This window comes from Rhizobium aethiopicum (assembly GCF_900094625.1).
GTDB lineage: Bacteria > Pseudomonadota > Alphaproteobacteria > Rhizobiales > Rhizobiaceae > Rhizobium > Rhizobium aethiopicum.
Genome location: NZ_FMAJ01000001.1, coordinates 542805 through 569384, shown reverse-complemented (window position 1 = coordinate 569384; position 26580 = coordinate 542805). Strand labels below are relative to the sequence as shown.

At 61.8% G+C, this 26580-nt stretch carries 25 protein-coding genes; 21 read left to right on the top strand and 4 right to left on the bottom strand.

The window, feature by feature from the left end:
* Window positions 1-11: 11 nt before the first annotated feature.
* Entirely contained in the window at window positions 12-1091 is a 1080-nt protein-coding gene (locus GA0061105_RS02875) for an ABC transporter ATP-binding protein (RefSeq protein ID WP_092747865.1), read from the top strand.
* Between the two features lie 569 nt (window positions 1092-1660).
* On the opposite strand, the gene GA0061105_RS02865 is transcribed toward GA0061105_RS02875, so the two are convergent.
* Window positions 1661-1843 carry a hypothetical protein gene (locus GA0061105_RS02865; RefSeq protein WP_004673791.1) on the bottom strand — a complete coding sequence of 61 codons (183 nt, stop codon included), beginning with the start codon at window positions 1841-1843 and terminating at the stop codon, window positions 1661-1663.
* Window positions 1844-2220: 377 nt separating this feature from the next.
* On the opposite strand from GA0061105_RS02865, the gene GA0061105_RS02855 reads away from it, so the two are divergent.
* The 6 genes from GA0061105_RS02855 to GA0061105_RS02830 all read left to right on the top strand — a co-directional run bounded on the left by GA0061105_RS02855 (window position 2221) and on the right by GA0061105_RS02830 (window position 6979).
* Entirely contained in the window at window positions 2221-2430 is a 210-nt protein-coding gene (locus tag GA0061105_RS02855) for a hypothetical protein (RefSeq protein ID WP_064691573.1), read from the top strand.
* A gap of 9 nt (window positions 2431-2439) precedes the next feature.
* Entirely contained in the window at window positions 2440-2814 is a 375-nt protein-coding gene (locus GA0061105_RS02850) for a GFA family protein (RefSeq protein WP_064691574.1), read from the top strand.
* 213 nt (window positions 2815-3027) lie between these two features.
* On the top strand, window positions 3028-4320 hold the full coding sequence (locus GA0061105_RS02845) for an efflux RND transporter periplasmic adaptor subunit (protein WP_064691575.1): 1293 nt from the start codon (window positions 3028-3030) through the stop codon (window positions 4318-4320).
* A gap of 12 nt (window positions 4321-4332) precedes the next feature.
* Window positions 4333-5049 (top strand): ABC transporter ATP-binding protein, encoded by a 717-nt coding sequence (locus GA0061105_RS02840; protein ID WP_092747859.1) that lies wholly within the window; start codon window positions 4333-4335, stop codon window positions 5047-5049.
* Window positions 5039-6241, top strand: coding sequence for an ABC transporter permease (locus tag GA0061105_RS02835; protein WP_064691577.1), 1203 nt, complete (start codon window positions 5039-5041; stop codon window positions 6239-6241). Before GA0061105_RS02840 ends, GA0061105_RS02835 begins: the two co-directional genes overlap by 11 nt.
* 123 nt (window positions 6242-6364) lie before the next feature.
* A complete protein-coding gene (locus GA0061105_RS02830; RefSeq protein WP_092747857.1) occupies window positions 6365-6979 on the top strand; it encodes a GntR family transcriptional regulator in 615 nt (204 codons plus the stop codon).
* Window positions 6980-7029: 50 nt separating this feature from the next.
* Here the strand turns inward: GA0061105_RS02830 and GA0061105_RS02825 are convergent, their stop codons facing one another.
* Window positions 7030-7842: a ferredoxin--NADP reductase gene (locus tag GA0061105_RS02825; protein ID WP_010060954.1), complete on the bottom strand. Its 813-nt coding sequence runs from the start codon at window positions 7840-7842 to the stop codon at window positions 7030-7032.
* Window positions 7839-8207 carry a hypothetical protein gene (locus tag GA0061105_RS32290; protein WP_141130175.1) on the bottom strand — a complete coding sequence of 123 codons (369 nt, stop codon included), beginning with the start codon at window positions 8205-8207 and terminating at the stop codon, window positions 7839-7841. The genes GA0061105_RS02825 and GA0061105_RS32290 overlap by 4 nt, the downstream gene beginning before the upstream one ends.
* Here GA0061105_RS32290 and pcsA point away from each other — a divergent pair.
* From pcsA to GA0061105_RS02755, 14 genes are all read left to right on the top strand, one after another.
* Window positions 8194-8922 (top strand): phosphatidylcholine synthase, encoded by a 729-nt coding sequence (gene pcsA / locus GA0061105_RS02820; RefSeq protein ID WP_092747855.1) that lies wholly within the window; start codon window positions 8194-8196, stop codon window positions 8920-8922. The genes GA0061105_RS32290 and pcsA overlap by 14 nt on opposite strands.
* Before the next feature lie 10 nt (window positions 8923-8932).
* Window positions 8933-9913, top strand: a complete 981-nt coding sequence (locus tag GA0061105_RS02815) for a quinone oxidoreductase family protein (RefSeq protein ID WP_092747853.1) — start codon at window positions 8933-8935, stop codon at window positions 9911-9913.
* Between the two features lie 39 nt (window positions 9914-9952).
* Window positions 9953-11521, top strand: a complete 1569-nt coding sequence (locus GA0061105_RS02810) for an ABC transporter ATP-binding protein (RefSeq protein WP_092747851.1) — start codon at window positions 9953-9955, stop codon at window positions 11519-11521.
* The gene (locus tag GA0061105_RS02805; RefSeq protein ID WP_092747849.1) at window positions 11511-12596 is read left to right on the top strand and encodes an ABC transporter permease; all 1086 of its coding nucleotides are present in this window, start codon (window positions 11511-11513) and stop codon (window positions 12594-12596) included. Before GA0061105_RS02810 ends, GA0061105_RS02805 begins: the two co-directional genes overlap by 11 nt.
* Window positions 12593-13513, top strand: coding sequence for an ABC transporter permease (locus tag GA0061105_RS02800; RefSeq protein WP_092747847.1), 921 nt, complete (start codon window positions 12593-12595; stop codon window positions 13511-13513). The genes GA0061105_RS02805 and GA0061105_RS02800 overlap by 4 nt, the downstream gene beginning before the upstream one ends.
* 46 nt (window positions 13514-13559) lie before the next feature.
* Entirely contained in the window at window positions 13560-14636 is a 1077-nt protein-coding gene (locus GA0061105_RS02795) for a BMP family ABC transporter substrate-binding protein (protein ID WP_092747845.1), read from the top strand.
* A 142-nt stretch (window positions 14637-14778) separates the two neighbouring features.
* Window positions 14779-15741 (top strand): galactofuranose ABC transporter, galactofuranose-binding protein YtfQ, encoded by a 963-nt coding sequence (gene ytfQ / locus GA0061105_RS02790; RefSeq protein WP_064691586.1) that lies wholly within the window; start codon window positions 14779-14781, stop codon window positions 15739-15741.
* Between the two features lie 120 nt (window positions 15742-15861).
* Window positions 15862-17385: a galactofuranose ABC transporter, ATP-binding protein YtfR gene (gene ytfR / locus GA0061105_RS02785; protein WP_092747843.1), complete on the top strand. Its 1524-nt coding sequence runs from the start codon at window positions 15862-15864 to the stop codon at window positions 17383-17385.
* Window positions 17382-18386, top strand: coding sequence for an ABC transporter permease (locus GA0061105_RS02780; RefSeq protein ID WP_092747841.1), 1005 nt, complete (start codon window positions 17382-17384; stop codon window positions 18384-18386). Before ytfR ends, GA0061105_RS02780 begins: the two co-directional genes overlap by 4 nt.
* Before the next feature lie 5 nt (window positions 18387-18391).
* Complete coding sequence (yjfF, locus tag GA0061105_RS02775) at window positions 18392-19360, top strand: galactofuranose ABC transporter, permease protein YjfF (protein WP_092747839.1); 969 nt, start codon at window positions 18392-18394, stop codon at window positions 19358-19360.
* Window positions 19361-19373: 13 nt separating this feature from the next.
* Window positions 19374-20150 (top strand): FadR/GntR family transcriptional regulator, encoded by a 777-nt coding sequence (locus tag GA0061105_RS02770; RefSeq protein WP_064691590.1) that lies wholly within the window; start codon window positions 19374-19376, stop codon window positions 20148-20150.
* Window positions 20151-20323: 173 nt separating this feature from the next.
* Window positions 20324-21685, top strand: a complete 1362-nt coding sequence (glmU, locus tag GA0061105_RS02765; protein ID WP_092747837.1) for a bifunctional UDP-N-acetylglucosamine diphosphorylase/glucosamine-1-phosphate N-acetyltransferase GlmU — start codon at window positions 20324-20326, stop codon at window positions 21683-21685.
* 112 nt (window positions 21686-21797) lie between these two features.
* Window positions 21798-23624 (top strand): glutamine--fructose-6-phosphate transaminase (isomerizing), encoded by a 1827-nt coding sequence (gene glmS, locus GA0061105_RS02760; RefSeq protein ID WP_092747835.1) that lies wholly within the window; start codon window positions 21798-21800, stop codon window positions 23622-23624.
* A 132-nt stretch (window positions 23625-23756) separates the two neighbouring features.
* A complete protein-coding gene (locus GA0061105_RS02755) occupies window positions 23757-24464 on the top strand; it encodes a DUF502 domain-containing protein (protein ID WP_092747833.1) in 708 nt (235 codons plus the stop codon).
* On the opposite strand, the gene recG is transcribed toward GA0061105_RS02755, so the two are convergent.
* Window positions 24461-26566 (bottom strand): ATP-dependent DNA helicase RecG, encoded by a 2106-nt coding sequence (recG, locus tag GA0061105_RS02750; RefSeq protein ID WP_092747831.1) that lies wholly within the window; start codon window positions 26564-26566, stop codon window positions 24461-24463. The genes GA0061105_RS02755 and recG overlap by 4 nt on opposite strands.
* Window positions 26567-26580: the final 14 nt, after the last annotated feature.

Here is a 26580-nt window from a genome sequence, read left to right as displayed (position 1 = left end):
CAGGAGAGTGTATGAGCGGTCTCGAGCTCAGGAACATCGTCAAGAACTTCGGCTCAGTCGAGGTTATCCGCGACGTCTCGCTTGAGGTCAACGACGGCGAGTTCGTCGCTTTCGTCGGCCCTTCCGGTTGTGGGAAATCGACGCTGCTGCGGCTGATAGCCGGCCTCGACAAACCCACGGCCGGCAGCATCGCCATCGACGGCAAGGACGTCACCGCGATCGGCGCCGCCGACCGCGGTCTTGCCATGGTCTTCCAGTCCTATGCGCTTTATCCGCACATGAGCGTGCGCGAAAACCTTGCCTTCGGTCTGGAGAATACCAAGGTGGCGAAGGCCGAGATCGAAGCGCGCATCGCTGACGCCGCCCGCATGCTGGAGATCGAGCCTTTCCTGCAGCGCCGTCCGGGTCAGCTCTCCGGCGGTCAGCGTCAGCGCGTCGCGATCGGCCGCGCCATCGTCCGCCGGCCGGATGCCTTCCTCCTCGACGAGCCGCTCTCCAATCTCGATGCCGAGCTACGAGTGAGCATGCGCGCCGAGCTCGCCGCCCTCCACGCCCGCCTGAAGGCGACGATGATCTACGTCACCCATGATCAGGTCGAGGCGATGACGCTCGCAAACCGCATCGTCGTCTTGAGAGGCGGCAGGATCGAGCAAGTGGGAACGCCGCTGGAGCTCTACAACAAACCTGCCAACCGATTCGTCGCCGGCTTCATCGGCGCGCCGCACATGAATTTCCTGGAAGGGTCGGTCGTCGGCCACGAAGGCGGTTTCACCCAAGTCGAAACCGTCGGCGGCCATCGTCTTTCCGCTATTGCCAGAGAAGCAGGTCCGATAGGCGAGAGGGTCAGCATCGGCATCCGGCCGCAGCACATCACCCTTGCCGACGGGGCGAGCGCGAGCAAGCTGGACACCCGCGTCACCCTGGTCGAAGAACTGGGTTCCGAAACCGTTGTCCACGCCGAAGCTGCTGGCAAGAAGCTCATCGCCGTCTTTGCCGGCCAGCAGCGCATGAAATCGGGCGACAGCCTGCCGCTCCATCTCGACCCCTCCGTCCTGCACCTCTTCGGCGAGGATGGCCGGCGTCTGTCTTGATGCCTCAGCGTCCAACCCACGACGGCGCCATTCGTCAAACCGTAGCTTCGCTCTGTCCGCGCGAGAATCTTATCTGCAGCCAAAGTCTGAGGGCGAAATAACCGCAGGCAATTAGGGACGACGGTACGGCAAGGATCAGAAAAACAGATAAAAGACGAAAATCCCACTGGCCGCCATCGAGAAGTAACAAAAAGTAAATCAGTATAACCAGGCATAAAGACAAAATAAACGATAGACACGACCAGAAAACTGGGCGTGAATGTACTTTGTCGTATTTAAGATAATATAGTAAATATATCGAGATTATGACTGGTATTGAAAAAATAAACTTAAGAACAAATGTTATCAGTCCGATTCCTTCAAAGAGAAACGGAATATGGCCCAACGTCATGCCCACGAAGTACGATTGTAAGAGCAGGCCTCTCTGAGGCATTCCGAGATTGAGTTTCTTCATCTTCGTGGCCGTGTCATATCTATGATGCTATCGAAATGCCCACCCATCTTCAAGGATCACGAAAAAGCCCGCGCCGGAATGGAGGGCGCGGGCCGAGTTTCATGTCACGACAGCCTTAGTGGCTGTTCTTGTGGCTTTGTTGACCAGCCTTTACATGCTGCTCATGGCTGCCGCCGCGGGTTCCGCTGGACTGCGCGTCGCGGCCGCCTGAAGAGGCGCTGCGGGTATTGGAGTCGTTCTTGTGACTCTGCTGCCCAGCCTTGACGTGCTGTTCGTGGGTTCCACCTTGGTTTGCCATTTGGTTTCTCCTTGGTTTGAACTGAGGCCACGTCGACCTCCTGTTGACAACCTCGCGCCGGCGCATGCGTTCCGCATTTTAACATTTCGTGATCTCGCCGGAAAATGAGGCTGAGGAAGCGGGCCGGGCGGGTAGGGAGCTCGCCTGCCATTTCGTTGGCCATCGGGAGAAAGCGGAAAAATCCCGATGTTCTCCGGCACCGCCGCGTCCGCTTGGCGCGGCCCGCAACCCCGCTGCGAAAACCGTCTCTCGACAAAAAGGTTCCAGGAAAATCAGCCGCATCCGTCCGCGGTTGATGGCGCTGCCAAGGCCTCTCGACTCTTTTCAAATGAACGGGCCGCTCTAACTTACAAGGAAGCTGATGAAAGGAGAAAACCATGACCGACGCACCGAAAACGGCGACCCCGGCGCGAAGAGTTTTGCGTGGCCGCCCCTACAGCATGAGCGAATTTGCCAGGAAATACCGGCTGGACGACAAGGAGGCGAAACGCCTCTACGAGAAGTTCGGCCCCTCCGCCACGGAACTCGACCTGTTGATGGCCGCAAAGCGCCGTCCGCCGCGGCTCCCCCCCAAACTCGACGCCTAACGCCCGTCAATGAGGATCAGAACGGGAAGCTGCCTTTGCGGAGCGGTCGCCTACCGGGTGGAAGGCGAGCCGCTTCGCGTCGGCCTCTGCCACTGCGCCGATTGCCGCAAATCGAGCGGTTCCGCCTTCGTCTTTTTCGCGCTGTGGCCTCGCCGGGCTTTCTCCCATAGTGGCGAGATCGCCACCTTCGCCGGCCGCAGCTTCTGCCCCGCCTGCGGCAGCAGGCTTTTCTGCCTTCAGGAGGCGGCGGTGGAAATCCGTCTCGGCTCACTCGACAGTCCGCCGACGGATCTTGAGCCGAACCATGAAGTCTGGACAAAGCGGCGCGAAGCGTGGCTGCATCCGCTGCCGGGTGCTGGACAATATGCCGAGGATGCCGGGTGACGGGCGATGATTTCTGCCTATCTGTAGCCGGAAAAGGCCGCGGATTCTTGCGCGAGAGGCTTCACCGCGCCGAAACTTGACTTTTCTTACCAATATTTCATTTCACCCATCCGCAATTCCGTGCCAGTTCGGCGGCAACGCTAATTCCCGGTTCATCTGCGCTGTGATTATCTCATTGCAGGCCGATGCGGCCACTGACCGATCGAGGATGACATGAACAAACTCGTAAGCGGCGACGAAACCGGAGCAAAGGCCGGCACGACGCCCGACCTCGCAGCGGTTCTGGCCGCGTCGGCAAGGCAGAACAAGCGGGGTCGCTGGCGCGGGCGCCTGCTGGTTGTCTTGATCCTTCTCGCAGCCGCGGTGGCTGCCGCTTATTTCTACGTCGGGCGCGGTCAAAGCGAAGTGAGCTACACCACACAGCCGGCAAAACGCGGCGACCTGACGGTTCTCGTCACCGCCACCGGTTCGGTGCAGCCGACCGAGCAGGTGGATATATCGAGCGAACTTTCCGGCACCGTCCGCGACGTCAACGTCGATTATAACAGCACGATCAAGGCGGGCGACGTGCTGGCGCTGCTCGACACCAACAAGCTCGAGGCGGATGTGAAGAGCTCGCGCGCCAAGGTCAATTCCGCCAAGGCGAATGTCGCCAAGGCCAATGCCGATCTCGAATCGGCGAGCACCTCGCTCGAGCGGCTGAAGAGCCTGGTCAGGAGCAACGTCTCCACCCAGCAGAGCCTCGACGACGCAACCTACAAATATGATTCCGCCGTCGCCGCCAAACAGATCAACGAAGCCGAGGTTCTCGCCTCGGAAGCCGACCTGCAGCTCGCCGAGGTCAATCTTGCCAAGGCAAAGATCGTCTCGCCGATCGACGGCGTGATCCTCACCCGTTCCGTCAATCCGGGCGCCACCGTTGCCGCCTCGCTCTCCGCGCCCATTCTCTTCACCATCGCCGGCGATCTGAAGAAGATGGAGCTGCAGGTCGATGTCGACGAGGCCGATGTCGGCAAGATCGCCGTCGGCCAGAAGGCGAAGTTTACTGTCGATGCCTATCCCGACCGGTCTTTCCCCGCCGAGATCGAGCAGATCCGCTTCGCCTCCGAAGTGGTCAACAACGTCGTGACCTATAAGGCGGTGCTCTCGGTCGATAATGCCGACCTGTTGCTGCGCCCCGGGATGACGGCGACCGCCGACATCACCGTCGAGGCCGTCAAGGACACGTTAATGGTGCCGAACGCGGCGCTGCGTTATGCGCCGCCGCAGGCGGAACGGCGCGGCCGCGGCATCATGGGGATTTTCGGGCCGCCACGCCGGCGCGGCGGCAATTCCGGTGAGGTGCTGACGGGAGCACAACGCCGCGTCTGGGTGCTGCGCAACGGCCGCTCCACGCCCGTCATCATTGAGGTCGGCTCGTCCGACGGCCAATTCACCCAGGTAATCTCCGGCGAACTCAAGGAAAACGACGCGCTTGTGACCGACGCCGCGGTGCGGACGAATTAGGCGGAGCGACGGATGACAAGCCCGCCGCTCATCGAATTCAGGAAGGTCTCGAAAATCTACGGCGAGGGCGAGGCGGCGATCCGCGCGCTCGACCATGTCGATCTTGCGATCGATGCCCATGAATTCGTCGCAATCATGGGGCCGTCTGGTTCGGGCAAGTCGACGGCGATGAACATTCTCGGCTGCCTCGACGTGCCGACATCGGGCGAATACCTCTTCCAGGGCATCCCGACCAGCGGCTTCGACCGAAGCCAGCTAACGCTGTTGCGCCGCCACATGCTGGGCTTCGTCTTCCAGGGTTTCAACCTTTTGTCGCGTACCTCGGCGGTCGAAAATGTCGAATTGCCGCTGATCTATCGCGGCATGGCGGTGCGTGAACGGCGTGAACGGGCGCACGAGGCGCTGGCCCTGGTTGGCCTGTCCGGCCGCGAGCATCACAAGACGCAGGAACTGTCCGGCGGCCAGCAGCAGCGTGTCGCCATCGCCCGCGCCATCGTCACCGAGCCGGCGCTGCTGCTCGCTGACGAGCCTACCGGCAATCTCGACACCAAGACCAGCGTCGAGATCATGGATCTGATGACGCGGCTGAACCGCGAGCAGGGCATCACCATCGTCATGGTCACCCACGAGCCTGATATCGCCGCCTATGCCGAGCGGCTGCTGCGCTTCGTCGACGGCAAGCTGGAGACGGAGCTGGAGCACGGGAGGAGGGCGAATCATGTTCTTTGAGACGTTGAAGCTCGCGCTGCGCGCCATCAGCCGCAATATGCTGCGTTCCTTCCTGACCGTGCTCGGCGTCGTCATCGGTGTTGCCGCCGTCATCGCGCTGGTGACGATCGGCAACGGCACGACCGCCCAGGTCTCGACCGAACTGTCGCGGCTCGGCACCAACATGCTGTTCGTCCGTCCCGGCCAGTTCGGTCCCGGCCGGGCAAGCTCCGAGGCGAAACGCTTCAGCGTCAAGGACGTGGGCGCCATCCGAGACCAGATCGGCGGCCTGAGGGCGGTGGCGCCGCTTAACCAGTCGACGGCGACCGTGATTTTTGGCGGCCAGAACCATTCGACCAGCGTCTCCGGCACCACCAACGACTATTTCGTTGCGCAGGATTGGAACCTGGCGCTCGGCCGCGCTTTTTCGCCCGCCGAGGAGCGCGGCCAGTCCCGCTGCATCATCGGCGAGACGGTTCGCTCGCAGCTCTTCGGCGGCGCCGATCCGATCGGCCAGCAAATCCGCGTCGGCAAGGTTTCCTGCCCGGTCATCGGGGTGCTCGCCAAGCGCGGCCAGTCCGGCATGGGCACCGATCAGGATGATGTCGTCATCATGCCGGTCAAGGTGTTCCAGCGGCGCATCAGCGGCAACAGCAACGTGCCGCAGATCATCATTTCGGCGCGCGACGGTGTCTCGACAGCCAAGGTGCAGGCCGATGTCGAAAATCTGCTGCGCGAGCGTCGCAAGATCATTCCCGGCCGCCAGGACGATTTCAACGTCAACGACATGACGCAGATCGCCGAGGCGATGACCGGCACGACGACGCTGCTCACCGGCCTGCTCGGAGCCGTCGCCGCGATCAGCCTGCTCGTCGGCGGCATCGGCATCATGAACATCATGCTCGTCTCAGTGACCGAGCGAACCCGCGAAATCGGCATCCGCCTGGCGATCGGCGCCCTCGAAAACCAGGTGCTCACCCAGTTCCTGGTCGAGGCGGTGGCCCTCTCGCTCTTCGGCGGCATCACCGGCATCGTGCTCGGCCTGAGCGTCGGTCTGGTGGCGGTCACCCTCCTGAAAGTCCCCTTCGTCTTCAGCCCGATGATGGTGGCCGTCGCCTTCCTCTTCTCCGCGGCGATCGGCATGATCTTCGGCTATTTCCCGGCAAGAAGGGCCGCGCAGCTCAATCCGATCGAGGCGCTGCGGCACGAATGAAAAGGTCGGCGCGGTAGCTACGTGATTTTCACGCTGCCACCCTTTAGGCGTTTAGCGGCGCCTTGTCTTCAGTTCGTCACCGTGCCACAGTGTGATATATCAGTTGGCGGCGGGATCATCGGCATGCAGACGTCACAAAGCCACCGTGCCTATCTCGCGCTTGAGCATCTGATCGTGACGCTGGCGCTGAAGCCCGGCGCGCTCGTCACCGAAAAGCAGCTGATCGATATGGCGGGGCACGGGCGCACGCCGGTGCGCGAGGCGATCCAGAAACTTGCCTGGCAGGGGCTGATCCTGGTGAAGCCGCGGGTTGGGCTGCAGGTTGCCGAGATTGCGCCGGAGGATCATGGCAATGTCATGCAGGTGCGCCGCGAGCTGGAGCCGATCGCGGCAAGTCTCGTTGCCGAACATGCGACGGACGAGCAGCGCCTCCGCCTCAGCGATTGCGCCGACGCGATGGAGAAATGCGCCGCCACCGGCGATCTCGCCGGCTTCTTCGCTGCCGACAAGACCTTTGACGAGATCCTCGAGGATGGCTGTCCGAATGGCTTCATCACGGCCGCGCTCGGCCCGGTGCAGACGCATTCGCGTCGCCTCTGGTATTCCACCGCAAGCCCCGAGCGCATGGACCGCGCCATCGCCCTGCATGTCGCTGTCATCCGGGCCATCCAGCAGGGCAGGCCGGATGAGGCGCGTGCGGCCATGGCGGCGCTGATCGACTATCTCGCCCGCAAATAGAAACGGCCCCGTTTCCGGAGCCGCTTGCAGATTGGATTGTCGAAAGAGCGTCAGCCGACGAAAGCGCGTTCGATGACGAATTCGGCGGGCTTGCTGTTGGCGCCTTCGTTGAGGCCGGCCTTCTCGAGCAGTTCCTTGGTGTCCTTCAGCATGGCCGAGGAACCGCAGATCATGCCGCGGTCGATTGCCGGATCGAGCGGCGGGACGCCGAGATCGGTAAACAGCTTGCCAGACGAGATCAGATCGGTGATGCGGCCGCGATATTCGAAATCCTCGCGCGTGACGGTCGCATAATGGCGCAGCTTGTCGCCGACCACTTCCTTCAGCAGTTCGTCATTCTGGATCTCGTGCACGAGGTCGAAGCCGTATTTCAGTTCCGCGACGTCGCGGGTCGTATGCGTGAGGATGACTTCCTCGAATTTTTCATAGGTCTCGGGGTCGCGGATCAGGCTGGCGAAAGGCGCAACGCCCGTTCCGGTCGAGAACATGTAAAGGCGACGGCCGGGCGTCAGTGCGTCGAGCACCAGCGTGCCCGTCGGCTTCTTGCGCATCAGCACCTGATCGCCGGGCTTGATCGCCTGCAGATGCGAGGTCAGCGGGCCGTCCGGAACCTTGATCGAGAAGAATTCAAGCTCTTCGGCCCAGGCGGGGCTGGCGATCGAATAGGCGCGGAAGACCGGCTTGCCCTCGACCATCAGGCCGATCATCGCGAATTCGCCGGAACGGAAACGGAAGCCCTGCGGCCGGGTCATCGTGAAGCGGAAGAGCCGGTCGGTGTAGTGCGTCACGGCAAGCACCGTCTCGGCGTAGACGCCGGCGGGGATGGACGAGGCGAAGTCTTCGGTCTTTGCAGGCGCGTTCATTTCGGTAGCGGATCCCGTATTCGTCGGATGAACTGTCGGATTGGGAGCGAGATATTACAAATCCGGCCGGAATTAAAGGCATTCCATTCCACGCGACGCTTCAGAAGGGAAATATGCATGTCATTGTCAGGATTCAATGGCGTGCGGAGAATGTCATATTTCCCGCTGGCGAAGCCGGTCAAAGGATGCATATTAGAGCGGCGCGCCGCAGCCGGGTGCTGATTTTCGGCAAAAGCGGTGTGACAACAAAGACCTACGGCGTCGAACCCAACCGGATTCAGGAACAGGGTTCGGTGATAATGGCGAAAAAACACGCTCGCCGGGGTGAGCGCGACAGGCGGTCGGGGGAATATGAAGATTTTCAACTACAAGCGCGTTCCTTACGCGGAGATGCGCGCCTTTTCCGTCCATATCCTCACGGCGTCCGGCTCATTCCTTGCCTTTCTCGGGGTCGTGGCCGCCGCAGAGCACCGCTTTATCGACATGTTCTGGTGGCTTGGCCTGGCGCTTCTGGTCGACGGCATCGACGGGCCGATCGCCCGCAAGGTGCGCGTCAAGGAAGTGCTGCCGAACTGGTCGGGCGATACGCTCGACAATATCATCGATTACGTCACCTATGTGCTGCTGCCGGCTTTCGCGCTTTATCAGAGCGGCATGATCGGAGAGCCCTGGTCCTTCGTCGCCGCCGGCATGATCGTCGTCTCCAGCGCTATCTATTATGCCGATATGGGCATGAAGACCGACGAGTATTTCTTCTCCGGCTTCCCCGTCGTCTGGAACATGATCGTCTTCACCCTGTTCGTCATCGATGCGAGCGCCACGACCGCGCTGATCGTCGTCACGATATCGGTGGTGCTGACCTTTCTGCCGATCAATTTCCTGCATCCTGTGCGCGTCAAAAGGCTGCGCCCGCTCAATCTCGGCGTCTTCTTCCTGTGGTCGGCGCTCGGCGTCTATTCGCTGCTGATGCGCTTCGAAATGCCGGAATGGGCGCTCATTCTCTTCATCGTGACCGGGCTTTATCTTTACGTCATCGGCGCGGTGCTGCAATTCTTCCCCTCCCTTGGACGCGAAGCTTAGGACAGACAAGATGACGAAGACGCATGCGGTTTCATTCTCGAAGACGGGCGGACCTGAGGTTTTCGACTACGTCGACATCGATCTCGCGCCACCCGCTGCAGGGGAGGTGCAGATCCGCCAGGCAGCGATCGGCCTCAACTTCATCGATGTCTACTTCCGCAACGGCTCCTATAAGGTGCCGCACCTTCCCTTCGTCACCGGCAAGGAGGGCGCCGGAACCGTGACGGCGGTCGGGCCTGATGTTGCCGATTTCAGGATCGGCGATCGTGTCGCCTATGCCAGCGCCGATGGGGCCTATAGCGTCGAGCGCAACATCGAGGCGCGTCATCTGGTGCATGTGCCAGACGGCATAGAGCTGGAAACAGCGGCGGCGATGATGCTGAAGGGCATGACCGCCGAATATCTCTTGAACCGCACCTTTAAGGTCGGCCCTCAGACGGTGCTGCTGTTCCATGCCGCCGCCGGCGGCGTCGGCCTGATCGCCGGCCAATGGGCAAAGGCGCTTGGCGCCACCGTCATCGGCACGGCCGGTTCCGAGGAAAAGGTCGAACTGGCGCTTGCCCATGGCTACAATCACGTGATCAACTACAAGAGCGAAGACTTCGTCGGCCGCGTCCGCGAGATAACAGGCGGCAAGGGCGTTGACGTCGTCTACGATTCGATCGGCCGCGATACTTTTCCACAGTCATTGGATTGCCTGAAGCCGCGCGGTCTGTTTGCCTCCTTCGGCCAATCCTCCGGTCCGATCGAGAATTTCACCCTCGCCATGCTGGCTCAGAGGGGATCGCTCTTTGCGACGCGGCCGTCGCTCTTTGCCTATATCGCCACGCGCCAGGAATTGGTCGACAGTGCAAAGGCGCTATTTGATGTTGTGCAAAGCAACAAAGTGCGTATCAATGTCAACCAAACCTATCCGCTGCGTGAGGTTGGGCGGGCTCACGCGGATCTGGAAGCAAGAAAAACAACAGGAACGACGCTGCTGATTCCATGAGATCCGAACGGACCGGTTGGCAGAAGAAATGAGGGGAACGTGTCTGCATTGAATGTGCCGGATTCCGGTGCGTTGTTATCCGTCCAGAAGCTGACGAAGTATTTCGGTAGCTTTGCCGCCTGCAATGAAATCGATCTCGACATCGCGCCGGGCGAAATTCATGCACTTCTCGGCGAAAATGGCGCAGGCAAATCCACATTGGTCAAGATGCTGTTCGGCGTTCTCGAACCGACGCACGGGCACATCCTCTGGGAAGGCAGGCCGGTCGTCATCGCCTCGCCCGGGGAAGCCCGCAAGCTCGGCATCGGCATGGTCTTCCAGCATTTTTCGCTGTTCGAGGCGCTGACGGTTGCCGAAAACATCGCGCTATCGCTCGATGACGCCATTCCGATCGACAGGATCGCCGAGGAGGCGAGGGCGCTGTCGCAAGCCTACGGGCTGCCGCTCGATCCGCATGCCCATGTCGCCGATCTCTCGGTTGGCGAGCGCCAGCGCATCGAGATCGTCCGGGCGCTGCTGCAGAATCCGAAGCTGATCATTCTCGACGAGCCTACCTCGGTTTTGACGCCGCAGGAAGCCGACAAGCTGTTCGAAACGCTGTTCAAGCTGCGCGCCGAGGGCCGTTCGGTACTTTATATCAGCCATCGGCTGGAGGAGGTGCAGCGCATCTGCGATCGAGCCACGGTGCTGCGCCATGGCCGCGTGACCGGCGCGTGTGATCCGAGGCAGGAAACGCCGGCCTCGCTCGCCCGCATGATGGTCGGCAGCGAGGTAGCCGCCGTTACGCATCCGGAGCGCAGCGACAAAGGCGAGGTGCAGCTGGCCGTAGCCAACCTTTCCGTTCCTGCCCGCACGCCTTTCGCCATGCCGTTGCGCGAGGTGTCGATGACCGTGCGTTCCGGTGAGATCCTGGCCATTGCCGGTGTGGCGGGCAACGGCCAGAGCGAGCTCTTCGACGCTCTCTCCGGCGAATATCCGGTCGCTTCGCCCGCGGCGATCATCATTCGCAAAAGACATGTGGGCAATCAGGGCATTACCGCCCGCCGCCTGCTCGGCGCCGGCTTCGTGCCGGAGGAACGCCACGGGCACGCCGCCGTCTCGGCCATGAAACTGTCGGATAATCTCGTCCTTGCCCGCAGCCAGTCGGATCGCAGGGCGTTTCTGGGCCTGCTCGGCATGATCCGTCGCCGGGCGGTGAAATCCGCCGCCCGGCGCATTTCCGAAGCGATGGATGTCCGCAAGAGCGGCGATGATCCGGCCGCCGGCTCTCTTTCCGGCGGTAATCTGCAGAAATTCATTGTCGGCCGCGAACTCGATCGGCAGCCGGCGGTGCTGGTCGTCAACCAGCCGACTTGGGGCGTCGATGCCGGGGCGGCGAGCCGCATCCGCCAGGCCCTCGTCGATCTCGCAAGAGGCGGTTCGGCCGTCGTCGTCATCAGCCAGGATCTCGACGAGATCTTCGAGGTGGCGACCGATATTGCGGTCATTTCCGAGGGCCGCCTTTCCAGGCCTTTCCCGGCGGGCGAGCTGACTCGCGAGAAGATCGGCCTACTGATGGGCGGCCTGCAAGAGAGCAGTTCTGCCGCGGAGGCAGCCGATGCGCATTGAACTGGAAAAACGCCCCGACGTCTCGAAGCTCTTCGGCTTCGTCTCGCCGCTCCTCGCCCTCGTCCTGACGCTCACCTTCGGCGCCATCATGTTCGCTCTGCTCGGCAAGGACCCGGTCGAGGCGCTGAGCGCCTTCTTCGTCGAACCGCTGCTCGAGGTCTGGTCGCTGCACGAACTGGCGATCAAGGCCGCGCCGCTGATCCTGATCGCCGTCGGCCTCGCCGTCTGCTACCGCTCGAACAATTGGAACATCGGCGCCGAGGGACAGTTCACCATCGGCGCCATCACCGGCTCCTATCTGCCGATCGTCTTTTACGACTGGCATTCACCGCTCGTGCTGCCGCTGATGCTGGTGCTCGGCGCACTTGGCGGAGCGCTTTTCGCCGCCATCCCGGCGCTTTTGAAGGCGCATTTCAACACCAACGAGATCCTGACATCGCTGATGCTGGTCTATATCGCCCAGCTTTTCCTCGATTGGCTGGTTCGCGGCGCCTGGCGCGATCCGAAGGGATTCAACTTTCCCGTTTCGCGCGATTTTGCGCCGGAAGCGGTGCTGCCGGCGATCTGGGAAGAATCGGGGCGGGCTCACTGGGCTTTCATCTTCGCCATCATTGCGGCGATCGGCGCCTGGTTCATGCTGCGCTATACGTTGAAAGGCTTCGAGATCGTCGTGCTCGGCCAATCGGAAAGGGCAGGGCGCTTCGCCGGCTTCTCCGCGAGGAAGATGATCTGGTTCAGCTTTCTGTTTTCGGGCGCGCTCGCGGGCCTTGCCGGGATATCAGAGGTCTCCGGTTCGATCGGTCACCTCCAGCCGGCGATCTCTCCCGGTTACGGTTTCACCGCCATCATCGTCGCCTTCCTCGGCCGTCTCAACCCGCTCGGCATCATCGCGTCGGGCCTGGTGCTGGCGCTGACCTATCTCGGCGGCGAGGCCGCACAGCTTTCGATAGGCATTTCCGACAAGGTCACCCGCGTTTTCCAGGGTCTGCTGCTCTTTTTCGTGCTCTCCTGCGATACGCTGATCTATTACAAAATCCGCATTGTCTGGTCGCGGGTCAGGGGCGGAGCGGCATGAGCATTTTCGAAGCCATTCTGATGACGGTTATCACCGCCTCGACGCCGCTCGTGCTCGCAGCTCTCGGCGAACTCGTGACGGAACGCGCCGGCGTTCTGAACCTCGGCGTCGAAGGCATGATGATCATCGGCGCGGTCGGCGCCTTTGCCGCGGCCCAGCTCACCGGATCGCCCTATTTCGGCATTATCGGCGGCATCGTCGGCGGCTCGCTGTTTTCGCTGCTTTTTGCCTTCCTGACGCTGACGCTCGTCACCAATCAGGTGGCGACAGGCCTTGCCCTGACGATCCTCGGTCTTGGCGCTTCCGGCATGCTCGGCGAAGCCTTTGTCGGTGCGCCCGGCATCCGCCTTCTGCCGATCGAAATCCCTGAGCTCTCGGCCATTCCCTATGTCGGCACGGTCCTCTTCAAGCAGGATCTGATCTTCTACCTGTCGATCCTTCTCGTTGTCGCCGTCAACTGGTTCCTCTTCAGAAGCCGCACCGGCCTGAAGATACGCGCCATCGGCGATAATCACGCCTCGGCCCATGCGCTTGGCATCAACGTCATCCGCGCGCGTTATCTCGCCGTGATGTTCGGCGGCGCGTGCGCCGGCCTGGCGGGGGCGCAGCTCTCGCTGATCTACACGCCGCAATGGACCGAGAATATGTCGGCAGGGCGGGGCTGGATCGCGCTGGCGCTTGTCGTCTTCTCCTCCTGGCGGCCTTGGCGCCTGCTGGCCGGCGGTTATCTCTTCGGAGCGGTGACGATCCTGCAACTGCACGCGCAGGCTTTCGGCATCGGCATTCCGTCGCAGTTCCTGTCGATGCTTCCCTATGCGGCGACAGTTGTGGTCCTCATCATCATCTCGCATAATCGGCGCACGACGCTGATCAATACGCCGGCCTCGCTTGGCAAGGCCTTCGTGCCCGACCGGTGAGCAACAACAAAAACGGGTTTCGAACTTCCAACCAACAGGGATCAAAATGAAAAAACTTGCACTTGCTCTCGCAGCGACAGCTGCCCTCGTCCTGAGCATAGGTTCGGCCGCCGAGGCTGCCGACAAGACCAAGGTCTGCTTCGTCTATGTCGGCACCCGCACCGATGGCGGCTGGACGCAGGCCCATGAAAACGGCCGCCTCCAGGTCGAGAAGGAATTCGCCGACAAGGTCGAAACGTCCTACCTCGAAAGTGTTCCGGAGGGTCCTGATGCCGAACGCGCCATCGAGCGCATGGCGCGTTCCGGCTGCTCGCTCATTTTCACCACATCTTTCGGCTACATGGACGCGACTGTCGCCGTCGCCAAGAAGTTCCCGAAAGTGAAGTTCGAGCATGCGACCGGCTTCAAGGCCGCGGACAATGTCGCGACCTACAATTCGCGCTTCTATGAAGGCCGCTACATCAGTGGCATTATCGCGGGCAAGCTCTCGAAAACCGGCACGGCAGGCTATATCGCCTCCTTCCCGATTCCCGAGGTGGTGATGGGTATCAACGCCTTCGAAACCGGCGCCAAGTCGGTCAACCCGAACTTCAAGATGAAGGTCATCTGGGTCAATACGTGGTTCGACCCGGGCAAGGAAGCCGATGCGGCAAAGGCGCTGCTCGACCAGGGCGTCGACATTCTTACCCAGCACACCGACACGACCGCTCCGATGCAGGTTGCCGAGCAACGCGGCGTCAAGGCCTTCGGCCAGGCTTCCGACATGATCAAGGCTGGCCCGAACGTACAGCTGACCGCAATCATCGACACTTGGGGCAACTATTACGTCAAGCGCGTCCAGGCGCTTCTCGACGGCACCTGGAAGTCGGAACAGAGCTGGGATGGCCTGAAGGACGGCATTCTGACGATGGCGCCCTACACGAACATGCCCGACGACGTGAAGAAGCTCGCCGAGGAAGCCGAGGCCAAGATCAAGTCGGGCGAGTTGCATCCCTTCACCGGCCCGATCAACAAGCAGGATGGCACGCCCTGGCTGAAGGCCGGCGAGAAGGCCGATGACGGCACGTTGCTCGGCATGAACTTCTACGTCGAAGGCGTCGACGACAAGCTGCCGGCGCAATAATCGGCGTCGCTGTTGCTGGTATGAAGGGCGTCCTCGCGGGCGCCCTTTTTTTTCTGCTCTCGCGCTAAAAAGCGATTTACAAAAGTAATACTATATGATTTTTTGACCGTGCGCCGCGAAGGAGCGGCATTGGGAGGATATCATGAAATTGAAGACTGCACTTTTGAGTGCCACGATTCTGGCTGCCTGCATGTTCGGTTCGGCTTCGGCCGCCGGCTTGACCGTCGGTTTCTCGCAGATCGGTTCGGAATCGGGCTGGCGTGCGGCTGAAACGACCGTAACCAAGGAGCAGGCCAAGAAGCGCGGCATCGATCTGAAGTTTGCCGATGCGCAGCAGAAGCAGGAAAACCAGATCAAGGCTTTGCGCTCCTTCATTGCCCAGGGCGTCGATGCCATTCTGATCGCTCCCGTCGTCGAAACCGGCTGGGATGATGTTCTGAAGGAAGCCAAGGAAGCCAATATCCCGGTTATCCTTCTCGACCGCACCGTCAAGGCTCCGGACGATCTCTACCTGACGGCCGTCACCTCCGACCTCGTCCATGAGGGCAAGGTTGCTGGCGAGTGGCTGGTCAAGACCGCCGGCGACAAGAAGTGCAACGTCGTTGAGTTGCAGGGCACGACCGGCTCGTCGCCGGCCATCGCTCGCAAGAAGGGCTTCGAAGAGGCCCTTGCCGGCCATGACAACCTCAAGATCGTTCGCAGCCAGACCGGCGACTTCACCCGCACCAAGGGCAAGGAAGTCATGGAAAGCTTCCTGAAGGCCGAAAATGGCGGCAAGGATATCTGCGCGCTCTACGCCCATAACGACGACATGGCCGTTGGGGCCATCCAAGCGATCAAGGAAGCCGGCCTGAAGCCCGGCAAGGATATCCTCGTCGTCTCCATCGACGCCGTGCCGGATATTTTCAAGGCGATGTCCGAGGGCGAAGCCAATGCCACGGTCGAGCTGACGCCGAACATGGCAGGTCCCGCCTTCGATGCGCTCGAAGCCTATCTGAAGGACAAGAAGGCTCCGCCGAAGTGGATCCAGACCGAGTCCAAGCTCTACACACCTTCCGACGAACCGATGAAGGTCTACGAAGAGAAGAAGGGTCAGGGCTACTGATTTGAACCTGGAACCGTACCGGCCCATCATGGGCCGGTACGGAACTGCAGGTGCCGGGCCGGGCGTCATGCCCGGTCCTGGCGCGGCCGCAAGGCGCAATATCAGGAAACAGCAGCCCCCATGGTTCACAATATCGAGAATATTCTCGCAGCCTCGGCCATCTCCAAAGTCTTTCCCGGCGCCGTCGCCCTTGACAAGGTTGATTTCACCCTGCGCCGCGGTGAGGTTCATGCGCTTCTCGGCGAGAACGGCGCCGGCAAATCGACGCTGATCAAATGCATCACCGGGGCCTACCATCGCGATGGCGGCAGCCTGACGCTCGACGGCCAGGAGATCAATCCGGCCAATACGCTCGCCGCCCAGAAGCTCGGCATCGGCACCGTTTATCAGGAGGTCAATCTCCTCACCAATCTAAGTGTGGCCGAAAACCTGTTTCTCGGACGCCAGCCGCGGCGTTTCGGCATGACTGATGTCGGCGCGATGAACCGCAAGTCGCGCGAACTGCTCGCCGGCTACGGCATCGATATCGACGTCACCGCCGAACTTGGACGTTTCTCCGTCGCCGTCCAGCAGGTGGTCGCCATCGCCCGCGCCGTCGATCTCTCCGGCAAGGTCCTGATATTGGACGAGCCGACGGCGAGCCTCGACAATCAGGAAGTGGCGCTGCTCTTCCGCATCATCGAGGACTTGAAAAAGCGTGGCCTCGGCATCGTCTTCATCACCCATTTCCTCGAGCAGGTCTATGCGATCAGCGACCGCATCACCGTGCTGCGCAACGGCAAGCTCGTCGGCACCCGCGACGCCGCCGATCTGCCGCGCCAGGGTTTGATTGCGATGATGCTCGGGCGGGAACTCGCCCAGGCTGAAGAGACGGTCAGGGAACACAGCATCGCCGCGGGCGAGATCCGCTACCGTTTTTCCGGCTACGGCAAACGCGGCAAGGTCAAGCCGTTCGATCTTGATGTCCGGGCCGGCGAGGTGGTCGGCGTGGCCGGGCTGCTCGGTTCTGGGCGCACCGAAACCGCCGAGCTGCTCTTCGGCGTCGAACATGCCGACAGCGGCAGTGCGACGATCGACGGCCAGCCCGTGACCCTTTCCAGCCCGCGGGCCGCGATCGCGGAGGGTTTCGGATTCTGCCCAGAGGACCGCAAGACCGACGGCATCGTCGGCGATCTGTCGATCCGGGAAAACATCGCGCTTGCGCTGCAGGCCCGCCGCGGCTGGACCAGGCCGCTGTCGCGCGCCGAGCAGAATGCGCTCGCCGACCGCTACATCAAGGCGCTCGACATCCGCACGACCGACCGCGAAAAGCCGATCCGGCTGCTTTCCGGCGGCAACCAGCAGAAGGCGATCCTCGCCCGCTGGCTGGCAACGAATCCCAAGTTTCTCATCCTCGATGAACCAACCCGCGGTATTGATGTCGGCGCCCATGCCGAGATCATCCGGCTCATCGAACAGCTCTGCGCCGAAGGCATGTCATTGATCGTAATTTCCTCGGAACTTGAAGAGCTTGTCGCCTATAGTTCACGTGTTATCGTACTTCGCGACAGGCAGCATATCGCCGAACTCACGGGCGAGCGCATCACTGCCGCCGGTATCGTTGATGCCATCGCCGCTGCCGAGCACAAGAAGGAGGAAGCATGAAGTCCTCCCGGTACGCGCTTGCCTATCGCCTGGCGCCGCAATTGATTGCTCTCGCTGTCATTCTTCTCTTGAATTTCATTACGTCACCGCAGTTTTTTAATGTGGTAGTTCAGAATGGTCGGCTCTATGGCAGCCTGATTGACGTGCTCAATCGCGGCGCGCCGGTGGCGCTGCTGGCGATCGGCATGACGCTGGTGATTGCCACAAAGGGTATCGACCTCTCCGTCGGTGCGGTCGTCGCGATCTGTGGCGCCGTCGCAGCATCGTCGATTGTTTCCGGAAATTCAGTCGCTTTTACGATTTTCCTGACCTTGGCCATCGGGCTTGGCTGTGGCGTTTGGAACGGATTTCTGGTGGCGATCCTCAACATCCAGCCGATCATCGCCACGCTGGTGTTGATGGTGGCCGGCCGCGGCATCGCCCAGCTCATCACCGAAGGCGCCATTCTGACCTTCAATGATGACGGCCTGATCTTCTTCGGCAGCGGTTCCATAGCTCTCCTGCCGATGCCCGTCGTCATCTGGCTGCTCGTCGGCCTGCTCGTCATCCTGCTCGTTCGCGGCACCGCGCTCGGCATGCTGCTCGAGGCTGTCGGCATCAACCGCCGCGCCAGCACGCTCTCCGGCATTCAAACGCCGGTGCTGCTGATGGCGGTCTATATGCTGAGCGGGCTCTGCGCCTCGATCGCGGGCATTATCGTCGCGGCCGACATCAAGGGCGCCGATGCCAACAATGCCGGTCTTTGGCTGGAGCTTGACGCCATCCTCGCGGTCGTCGTCGGCGGCAATTCGCTGCTCGGCGGACGGTTCAGCATTCTCGGGTCACTGATCGGCGCGATGATCATCCAGGCGGTCAACACCGGGATCCTGTCCTCGGGATTCCCGCCTGAATTCAACCTGATCATCAAGGCCGTCATCATTATCGTGATCCTCATCATCCAGTCGCCGGCGGTGCAGTCGCTCGCCATCTTCGCCAGCCGCCGGCAGGGCGGAAGGGAGTAGCCGAAATGAACTCCAAATACCTGCCGCTGCTAGCGACGATCGTCATCTTCGTACTCGCCTATGCCGGCTGCACGCTGCAATATCCGAACATGCTGTCAACGCGCGTCATCGGCAATCTTCTGACCGACAATGCCTTTCTCGGCATTGCCGCCGTCGGCATGACCTTTGTCATCATCTCCGGCGGCATCGATCTGTCGATCGGTTCGGTTATCGCCTTTACCGGCGTCTTCCTCGCGGTCATCCTGCAGAACACTTCGATCCATCCGCTGCTCGCCTTTGCGCTGGTCCTCGTCATCACCACCGCCTTCGGCGCGATCATGGGCGCAATCATCCACTATCTCGACATGCCGGCCTTCATCGTCACGCTTGCCGGCATGTTCCTTGCCCGCGGGATCGCCTTCGTGCTGTCGATCGACAGCATTCCGATCAACCACGACTATTATTCCACGCTGACGAGCCTCTATTGGCGGTTGCCCGGAGGCGGGCGGCTGACGTTGATCGGTGCCGTCATGCTTCTGGTCTTTGCCGCCGGCATCTTCATCGCCCACCGTACCCGCTTCGGCACCAACGTCTATGCACTCGGCGGTGGACCGCAGACGGCGCGGCTGATGGGCGTGCCGGTCGGCCGCACGACAATCCAGATCTATGCGCTGTCGGGTTTTCTCGCCGGCCTATCCGGAATCGTTTTTTCGCTGTACACCTCTGCCGGATATTCTCTTGCTGCAGTCGGCGTGGAACTTGACGCCATCGCTGCGGTGGTCATTGGGGGGACGCTGCTGACCGGAGGAGCGGGATTCGTGGCGGGAACCTTGATCGGTATTCTGATCCAGGGACTCATTCAGACCTACATCACCTTCGACGGCACGCTGTCGAGCTGGTGGACGAAGATTCTGATCGGCCTGCTGCTGTTTGCATTCATCCTTATGCAGAAAGCGTTCCTGTTCCTTTCAAGCCTGAACAAGAGGTATGCCTGAGGGGGGTGATCGATTGCGCAATAAACTGATCGAGACACGCAAGACAGGGCGCCGTGCCCGGACGAGCCACGCACAGGTGGTCGACGAGCTCGGCAAGGCGATCGTCGCCGGCACCTATCCCGTCGGCTCGATCCTGCCGGGCGATACGGAGCTGGCGCAACGCTTCAAGGTATCGCGCACGGTGCTGCGGGAAACGATGAAGACGCTCGCCGCCAAGGGCATGGTCGTCGCCAAGGCGCGGGTCGGCACGCGTGTGACCGAGAAAAACCTCTGGAATATGTTCGACAGCGAAATCATCGCCTGGCACTTCGACAATGGCGTGACCGAAGAATTCCTGCTGCAGCTTTACGATATCCGCCTTGCCGTCGAACCCTTCGCCGCCGGTCTGGTCGCCGAGCGCGCCGATGCCGAGGAAATCGAGGCGCTACGCGGGCTGGCTGAGGAGATGGCGGCGAGCGGGCATACGGCCGACAGCCTGGCGCTCGCCGACCTGCGCTTTCACCTGGCAATCGCCGAAGCCTCGCACAATCCCTTCATGCGCACCCTCGGCAGCCTGATCGAAGCGGCTCTGGTCGGCATGTTCCGCATCAGCACGCCGCCCTCCGAAAACGGGTTCGCCAATATCGCCGATACCCATATGCGCATCGTCGATGCCATTGTTTCCGGCGATAGCGCCGCCGCGCGGCGCGCGATGGAAGTCGTTATCCTGGACGGTCGCGATCACGTGCACGAGGCCTTCGCGGCCCGCGGCTCTCCGGTTGTCCTGGGGCCGATTTCGCCTGCGATCTAGCGCGCGTGAAGGCTCTGCCTACCTTGGCGCCGAATGGCTTTCCAGTCACGGAAGAGGCGTCCTAGCGCCTTGAACTGCTGCAGAATTTCATCCTGAAATGGATTTCCGATTTCCGGAATAATGCAGTATGAGGCAGAAAAGCCGCCTTATCGCGCGGATTCGCGGAGCAGATCATGGAACGTACTTGTCTTGCCGTCATCCTTGCCGCCGGTGACAGCACGCGGATGAAATCCTCGAAATCGAAAGTGCTGCATCCGGTCGCCGGACGGCCGATGATCGCCCATGTGGTCGAGGCGGTCGCCTCCGCCGATATCTCCTCCGTCGCCCTGGTCGTCGGCCGCGACGCCGAGAACGTCGCCATGGCCGCGAGCATCGACGGTGTCGCCATCGAAGCCTATCTGCAGCAAGAGCGTCTTGGCACCGGCCATGCGGTGCTGGCGGCGCGCGAGGCGATCGCCAGGGGCTATGACGATATCCTCGTCACCTATGGCGATGTGCCGCTGCAGACCGACGGGCCGCTGAAAGCCGCCCGCCAGGGCCTCGCCGAAGGCAGCGACGTCGTCGTCATCGGCTTTCACACCGACCGTCCGACCGGCTATGGCCGCCTGCTGGTCAAGGATGGCGAACTCATCGCCATCCGCGAGGAGAAGGACGCCACCGACGCCGAGCGCGCCGTGACCTGGTGCAACAGCGGACTGATGGCGATCAACGGCCGCAAGGCGCTCGATCTCCTCTCGCGCATCGGCAATGCCAATGCCAAGGGCGAATTCTATCTGACCGATCTCGTCGAGATCGCCCGTTCGCTCGGCGGTCGCGTCACCGCCGTCGATGCCCCTGAAATCGAAATGACCGGCTGCAACAACCGCGCCGAACTCGCCGTTATCGAACGCTTCTGGCAGGAGCGCCGCCGCCGCCAGATGATGTTCTCCGGCGTTACCATGATCGCGCCGGAAACCGTGTTCCTCTCCTATGACACTGTCATCGGCCAGGATGCGCTGATCGAGCCGAACGTCGTCTTCGGTCCCGGCGCGGTGATCGACAGCGGCGCCGTCATTCATGCCTTCTCGCATATCGAGGGCGCCCATGTCAGCGGAGGCGCGACCGTCGGCCCCTTCGCGCGGCTCCGGCCGGGTGCCGATCTCGCCAATGGTTCGAAGGTTGGCAATTTCTGCGAGGTCAAGAACGGCCGGATCGGCGAGGGCGCCAAGGTCAACCATCTCACCTATATCGGCGATGCGGTCGTCGGCGCCGGCAGCAATATCGGCGCCGGCACGATCACCTGCAATTATGACGGGGTCAACAAGAGCGAGACTGTGATCGGCGCAAATGCCTTCATCGGATCCAATTCCTCGCTGGTCGCGCCGGTGACGATCGGCGACGGCGCCTACATCGCCTCCGGCAGCGTCATCACCGTCGACGTGCCGGCCGATGCGCTTGCGCTCGGGCGCGCCCGCCAGGAGATCAAGCCCGGCCGCGCGACGCTGCTGCGTGAACGGGCGCTCGCCATCAAGGCAGCGAAAAAGGCGAAGACTTGAGGCGGCTTTCCGTAACCGGCCGAAATTGAAAGTGACCGCCGAGGCCATTGAGAAATAAGCGGAAATCGTTAGGACTGGCCTCGTTATCGAAGCCTTTATGGGGAAATTTTGCATGTGCGGCATTGTGGGGATCGTCGGAACTCAGCCCGTTGCCGGGCGCCTGGTCGATGCGCTGAAGCGCTTGGAATATCGCGGTTATGATTCCGCCGGCGTCGCCACCATTCATGAGGGGCTGATGGATCGCCGCCGTGCCGAGGGCAAGCTCTTCAATCTTGAAAAGCGCCTCGACGCCGAGCCGCTGCCCGGCACCGTCGGCATTGCTCATACGCGCTGGGCAACCCATGGCGTGCCGAACGAGACGAATGCCCATCCGCATTTCGTAGAGGGCGTGGCCGTCGTTCATAACGGCATTATCGAAAATTTTTCGGAGCTTCGCGATGAATTGAGCGAGGCGGGCGCCGTCTTTCATACCCAGACCGATACCGAAGTCGTCGCCCAATTGATGGCGAAATATCTGCGTGAAGGCCTCGATCCGCGCGCCGCCATGCTGAAAATGCTGAACCGGGTGACCGGCGCTTATGCGCTGGCCATCATGCTCAAAGCCGATCCCGGCACGATCATGGCCGCCCGCTCAGGCCCGCCGCTTGCCGTCGGCTATGGCCGCGGCGAAATGTTCCTCGGCTCGGATGCGATCGCGCTTTCGCCCTTCACCAACGAGATCACCTATCTCGTCGACGGCGACTGCGCCATCATCACTCGCGACGCTGTGTCGGTTCTCGATTTTGCCGGCAAGCCGGTCGAGCGCGCCCGCCAGATCTCGCAGGCGACCGCTTATGTCGTCGACAAGGGCAATCACCGCCATTTCATGGAAAAGGAAATCTATGAGCAGCCGGAGGTAATCTCCCATGCGCTCAGCCACTACGTGGATTTCGCCGAGAACACGATCGGCGCCAATGCCGCCGCGATCGACTTCAAGGCGGCGACCGGCCTTGCGATTTCGGCCTGCGGCACTGCCTATCTCGCCGGTCTCGTCGGCAAATACTGGTTCGAGCGTTATGCCCGTCTGCCTGTTGAAATCGACGTCGCCTCCGAATTCCGCTATCGCGAAATGCCGCTGTCGCCGTCGCAGGCCGCACTCTTCATCTCCCAGTCGGGCGAAACCGCCGATACGCTGGCATCGCTGCGTTATTGCCGCGACAATGGCTTGAAGATCGGCGCCGTCGTCAATGTGCGCGAATCTACGATCGCCCGCGAATCCGACGCCGTCTTTCCGATCATGGCCGGTCCCGAAATCGGCGTCGCCTCGACCAAGGCCTTTACCTGCCAGCTTGCCGTGCTGGCGTCGCTGGCGATCGGCGCCGGCAAGGCGCGCGGCACGGTGAGCGCCGAGGAGGAGAGGGCGCTGGTGCGACATCTCGCTGAAATGCCGCGCATCATGAGCCGGGTGCTGAACCTCATCCAGCCGCAGATGGAAGGCCTGTCACGCGAACTGTCGAAATGCAAGGACGTGCTCTATCTCGGGCGCGGCACGAGCTTCCCGCTTGCCATGGAAGGCGCGCTGAAGCTCAAGGAAATCTCCTATATCCATGCCGAAGGTTATGCCGCCGGCGAACTGAAGCATGGGCCGATCGCGCTGATCGACGAGAACATGCCTGTTATCGTCATCGCCCCTTACGACCGCTTCTTCGAGAAGACGGTCTCGAATATGCAGGAGGTCGCAGCGCGCGGCGGCCGCATCATTTTCATCACCGATGAAGCCGGTGCGGCGGCCTCGAAACTGCCGACCATGGCAACGATCGTCCTCCCCGTCGTCGACGAAATCATTGCGCCGATGATCTTCTCGCTGCCGATCCAGCTGCTCGCCTATCACACCGCCGTATTCATGGGCACTGACGTCGACCAGCCCCGCAACCTGGCGAAATCAGTGACTGTGGAGTAAGCCCGCGACACCCCGGCCTCGCCGAAACATATTGTGCGAGACCCCGAATTCTGGCAATTTTGGTCGACGGACAAAGGGGGAAGGGCCCGCGTTCCGGCCTGTCCAGGACCGAGATGGAGTTCATCAGTAGAGATGACCGACAATGCCCCCAAAATGCCGGTCGCGACCCGGCTGAGGAATAATTTTCTCGCGGGCCTTATCATCTGCGCCCCGATCGCGATCACCATTTGGCTGACCTGGACCTTCATCCACTGGTCGGACAGTTGGGTCAGGCCTTATATTCCGGCCCGCTGGAATCCGGAAAGCTATCTCAACTTCGCCATTCCCGGTTTCGGCCTGCTGACGGCCGTCGTGTTGATCACCGTCGTCGGTTTTCTCGGCAAGAATCTCATTGGCCAGAGCATAGTCGGTTTCGGCGAATCGGTCGTCCAGCGCATGCCGCTGGTGCGCACGATCTACAGAAGCGTGAAGCAGATTTTCGAAACCGTGCTGAAGGAGCAGTCCAACTCCTTCAAGAAAGTCGGCATGATCGAATATCCAAGTCCCGGCCTTTGGGCCCTGGTTTTCATCGCGACCGACGCCAAGGGCGAGATCGCTTCGAAGTTCAACGCGATGGGCCAGGATATGGTCGCCGTCTTCCTTCCGCCAACGCCGGTGCCGACGGCCGGATTCCTCGTCTTTGTACCGCGTGAAAAGATCGTCGTGCTCGACATGTCGCCGGAGGATGCCGCCAAATTCCTGATTTCGGGCGGCCTTGTGGCTCCTGAACACCCTCAGTCCGAGCCGAAGCCGAAGCATTTGCCGCGGCCGAAGCCGGTGGCGGTGTCGAAGGCCGACTAACCTGCTCGCAAAAACCGGATCGCCTCGTCGCGGCGGAAGAGGTAGAGCAAGCTTCGGATCGCCGTTCCTCTTTCACTGGTCAGTTCCGGATCGCGCTCGATCAGATAGGCCGCGTCCTTACGGGCGATGTCCAGGAGGTCGGCATGCGCCTCGAGGCTGGCGATGCGGAAGCCCGGTGTGCCCGACTGGCGGGTGCCGAGCAATTCGCCTTCGCCGCGCAATTTCAGGTCTTCCTCGGCGATGCGGAAACCGTCCTCCGTCTCGCGCATGATCGAAAGCCTGGCGTGGCCGGTCTCGCCAAGCGGCCCCTTGTAGAGCAGGATGCAGGTCGAGGCCTCGCCGCCGCGTCCGACGCGGCCGCGTAACTGATGCAGCTGCGCCAGGCCGAAGCGCTCGGCATGTTCGATCACCATGATCGTTGCGTCCGGCACATCGACGCCGACCTCGACGACGGTGGTGGCGACGAGAAGGCGGGTCTCGCCGTTCTTGAATGCCATCATCGCCGCATCCTTCTCCGGCCCGCTCATACGGCCGTGGATGAGGCCGATGCCGGGACCGAGGGCGGAGACGAGCGTGGCATGCCGCTCCTCGGCCGACATCAGGTCGAGTTCTTCGGACTCCTCGACCAGCGGGCAGATCCAATAGGCTTTCTTGCCCTCCGCGATCGCGCTCTGCAGCCGCCCGACGATGTCGCCTGTTCGTTCCATCGGGATGGTGATCGTCTGGATGGGCTTGCGGCCCGCCGGTTTCTCCGTGAGCTTGGAAACGTCCATGTCACCGAAAGCCGCAAGCACCAGCGTGCGCGGGATCGGCGTCGCGGTCATGACGAGCATATGCGGGGAGATGCCCTTGGCCGTCAGCCGCAGACGCTGATGCACGCCGAAGCGGTGCTGCTCGTCGACGACCGCCAGCATCAGATTGGCGTAAGCGACACTGTCCTGGAAGAGCGCATGCGTGCCGATGATGATCTGGGCCGAGCCGGAGGCGATGCGCTCAAGAATTTCTTCGCGTTCGCGTCCTTTCGTGCGCCCGGTCAGCACCTCGATGCCGAGGCCGGCAGAGGCGGCGAATTTCGAGATGGTTGCGTGGTGTTGCCGCGCCAGGATTTCGGTCGGCGCCATCAGCACGGCCTGGCCGCCGCTCTCGATCACGGCCGCCATCGCCATCAGCGCCACCAGCGTCTTGCCGGAGCCGACATCGCCCTGCAGCAGTCGCAGCATGCGCTCGCTGCCAGCCATATCCTTCAAAACCTCGGCGATCGCCGCGTTCTGACTTGATGTGAGCGAAAAGGGCAGCGTCTTCAGGATCTTGCCGCTGACGGCACCGGTCGCATGCACCGGCTGGCCCGCCACTTTGCGCAGCCTCTGGCGCACCAGGCTGAGCGAAAGCTGGCCGGCGAGGAATTCGTCGTAGGCGAGGCGTCGGCGGGCAGGGGCCTGCGGGTCGATATCGGCGGGGTCGCGCGGCTCGTGCAGCATTTGAAAGCTGTCGCGAATCGCCGGCAGGCCCTGCCGCTGCGTCAGCACGGCGTCAATCCATTCCGGCAGCTCGGGAAACCGCGGCAGGGCGGCCTCGATAATCTTCCGCAGCGTTTTCGGCGATAGCCCCGCCGTCAGCGGATAGATCGGTTCGACGAGCGGCAGGTTCTCTGCTTCCTCCGCTCTGACGATATAGTCGGGATGCACCATCGAGGCGCGGCCGTTGAACCAGTCGACCTTGCCGCTGACCGTCACATCCGCATCGATGGGCAGCTGCTTTTCCAGCCATGCCGCCTGGCCGCGGAAGAAGACCAGCGTCAGCTCGCCGGTCTCGTCATGCAGGAAGACCCGGTAGGGGACATTGCTTTTGCCGCGCGGTGGCACCTGATGCCGATCGACACGTGCGGTGATGGTGACGATCGCGCCCTGGGGCGCCCGGGCGATCCCCGGCTGGTTGCGGCGGTCGATCAGCGAGAAGGGCGCGTGAAACAGGAGGTCGATGACCCGGCAATCCTCCGGCGTCTCGCGCCCGAGCAGCTTGACGAGCAGTTCGGCGATCTTAGGGCCGACGCCCGGAAGGCCCGAAATGGGAGAAAACAGTGGATCGAGAATGGCGGGGCGCATGCGGCCAAAATGCG

Coding starts and splice junctions, on each gene's coding strand:
- GA0061105_RS02875 (WP_092747865.1), top strand. CDS start 12: ATGAGCGGTCTCGAGCTCAGGAACATCGTCAAGAACTTCGGCTCAGTC.
- GA0061105_RS02865 (WP_004673791.1), bottom strand. CDS start 1,843: ATGGCAAACCAAGGTGGAACCCACGAACAGCACGTCAAGGCTGGGCAG.
- GA0061105_RS02855 (WP_064691573.1), top strand. CDS start 2,221: ATGACCGACGCACCGAAAACGGCGACCCCGGCGCGAAGAGTTTTGCGT.
- GA0061105_RS02850 (WP_064691574.1), top strand. CDS start 2,440: ATGAGGATCAGAACGGGAAGCTGCCTTTGCGGAGCGGTCGCCTACCGG.
- GA0061105_RS02845 (WP_064691575.1), top strand. CDS start 3,028: ATGAACAAACTCGTAAGCGGCGACGAAACCGGAGCAAAGGCCGGCACG.
- GA0061105_RS02840 (WP_092747859.1), top strand. CDS start 4,333: ATGACAAGCCCGCCGCTCATCGAATTCAGGAAGGTCTCGAAAATCTAC.
- GA0061105_RS02835 (WP_064691577.1), top strand. CDS start 5,039: ATGTTCTTTGAGACGTTGAAGCTCGCGCTGCGCGCCATCAGCCGCAAT.
- GA0061105_RS02830 (WP_092747857.1), top strand. CDS start 6,365: ATGCAGACGTCACAAAGCCACCGTGCCTATCTCGCGCTTGAGCATCTG.
- GA0061105_RS02825 (WP_010060954.1), bottom strand. CDS start 7,842: ATGAACGCGCCTGCAAAGACCGAAGACTTCGCCTCGTCCATCCCCGCC.
- pcsA (WP_092747855.1), top strand. CDS start 8,194: ATGAAGATTTTCAACTACAAGCGCGTTCCTTACGCGGAGATGCGCGCC.
- GA0061105_RS02815 (WP_092747853.1), top strand. CDS start 8,933: ATGACGAAGACGCATGCGGTTTCATTCTCGAAGACGGGCGGACCTGAG.
- GA0061105_RS02805 (WP_092747849.1), top strand. CDS start 11,511: ATGCGCATTGAACTGGAAAAACGCCCCGACGTCTCGAAGCTCTTCGGC.
- GA0061105_RS02800 (WP_092747847.1), top strand. CDS start 12,593: ATGAGCATTTTCGAAGCCATTCTGATGACGGTTATCACCGCCTCGACG.
- GA0061105_RS02795 (WP_092747845.1), top strand. CDS start 13,560: ATGAAAAAACTTGCACTTGCTCTCGCAGCGACAGCTGCCCTCGTCCTG.
- ytfQ (WP_064691586.1), top strand. CDS start 14,779: ATGAAATTGAAGACTGCACTTTTGAGTGCCACGATTCTGGCTGCCTGC.
- ytfR (WP_092747843.1), top strand. CDS start 15,862: ATGGTTCACAATATCGAGAATATTCTCGCAGCCTCGGCCATCTCCAAA.
- GA0061105_RS02780 (WP_092747841.1), top strand. CDS start 17,382: ATGAAGTCCTCCCGGTACGCGCTTGCCTATCGCCTGGCGCCGCAATTG.
- yjfF (WP_092747839.1), top strand. CDS start 18,392: ATGAACTCCAAATACCTGCCGCTGCTAGCGACGATCGTCATCTTCGTA.
- glmU (WP_092747837.1), top strand. CDS start 20,324: ATGGAACGTACTTGTCTTGCCGTCATCCTTGCCGCCGGTGACAGCACG.
- glmS (WP_092747835.1), top strand. CDS start 21,798: ATGTGCGGCATTGTGGGGATCGTCGGAACTCAGCCCGTTGCCGGGCGC.
- GA0061105_RS02755 (WP_092747833.1), top strand. CDS start 23,757: ATGACCGACAATGCCCCCAAAATGCCGGTCGCGACCCGGCTGAGGAAT.
- recG (WP_092747831.1), bottom strand. CDS start 26,566: ATGCGCCCCGCCATTCTCGATCCACTGTTTTCTCCCATTTCGGGCCTT.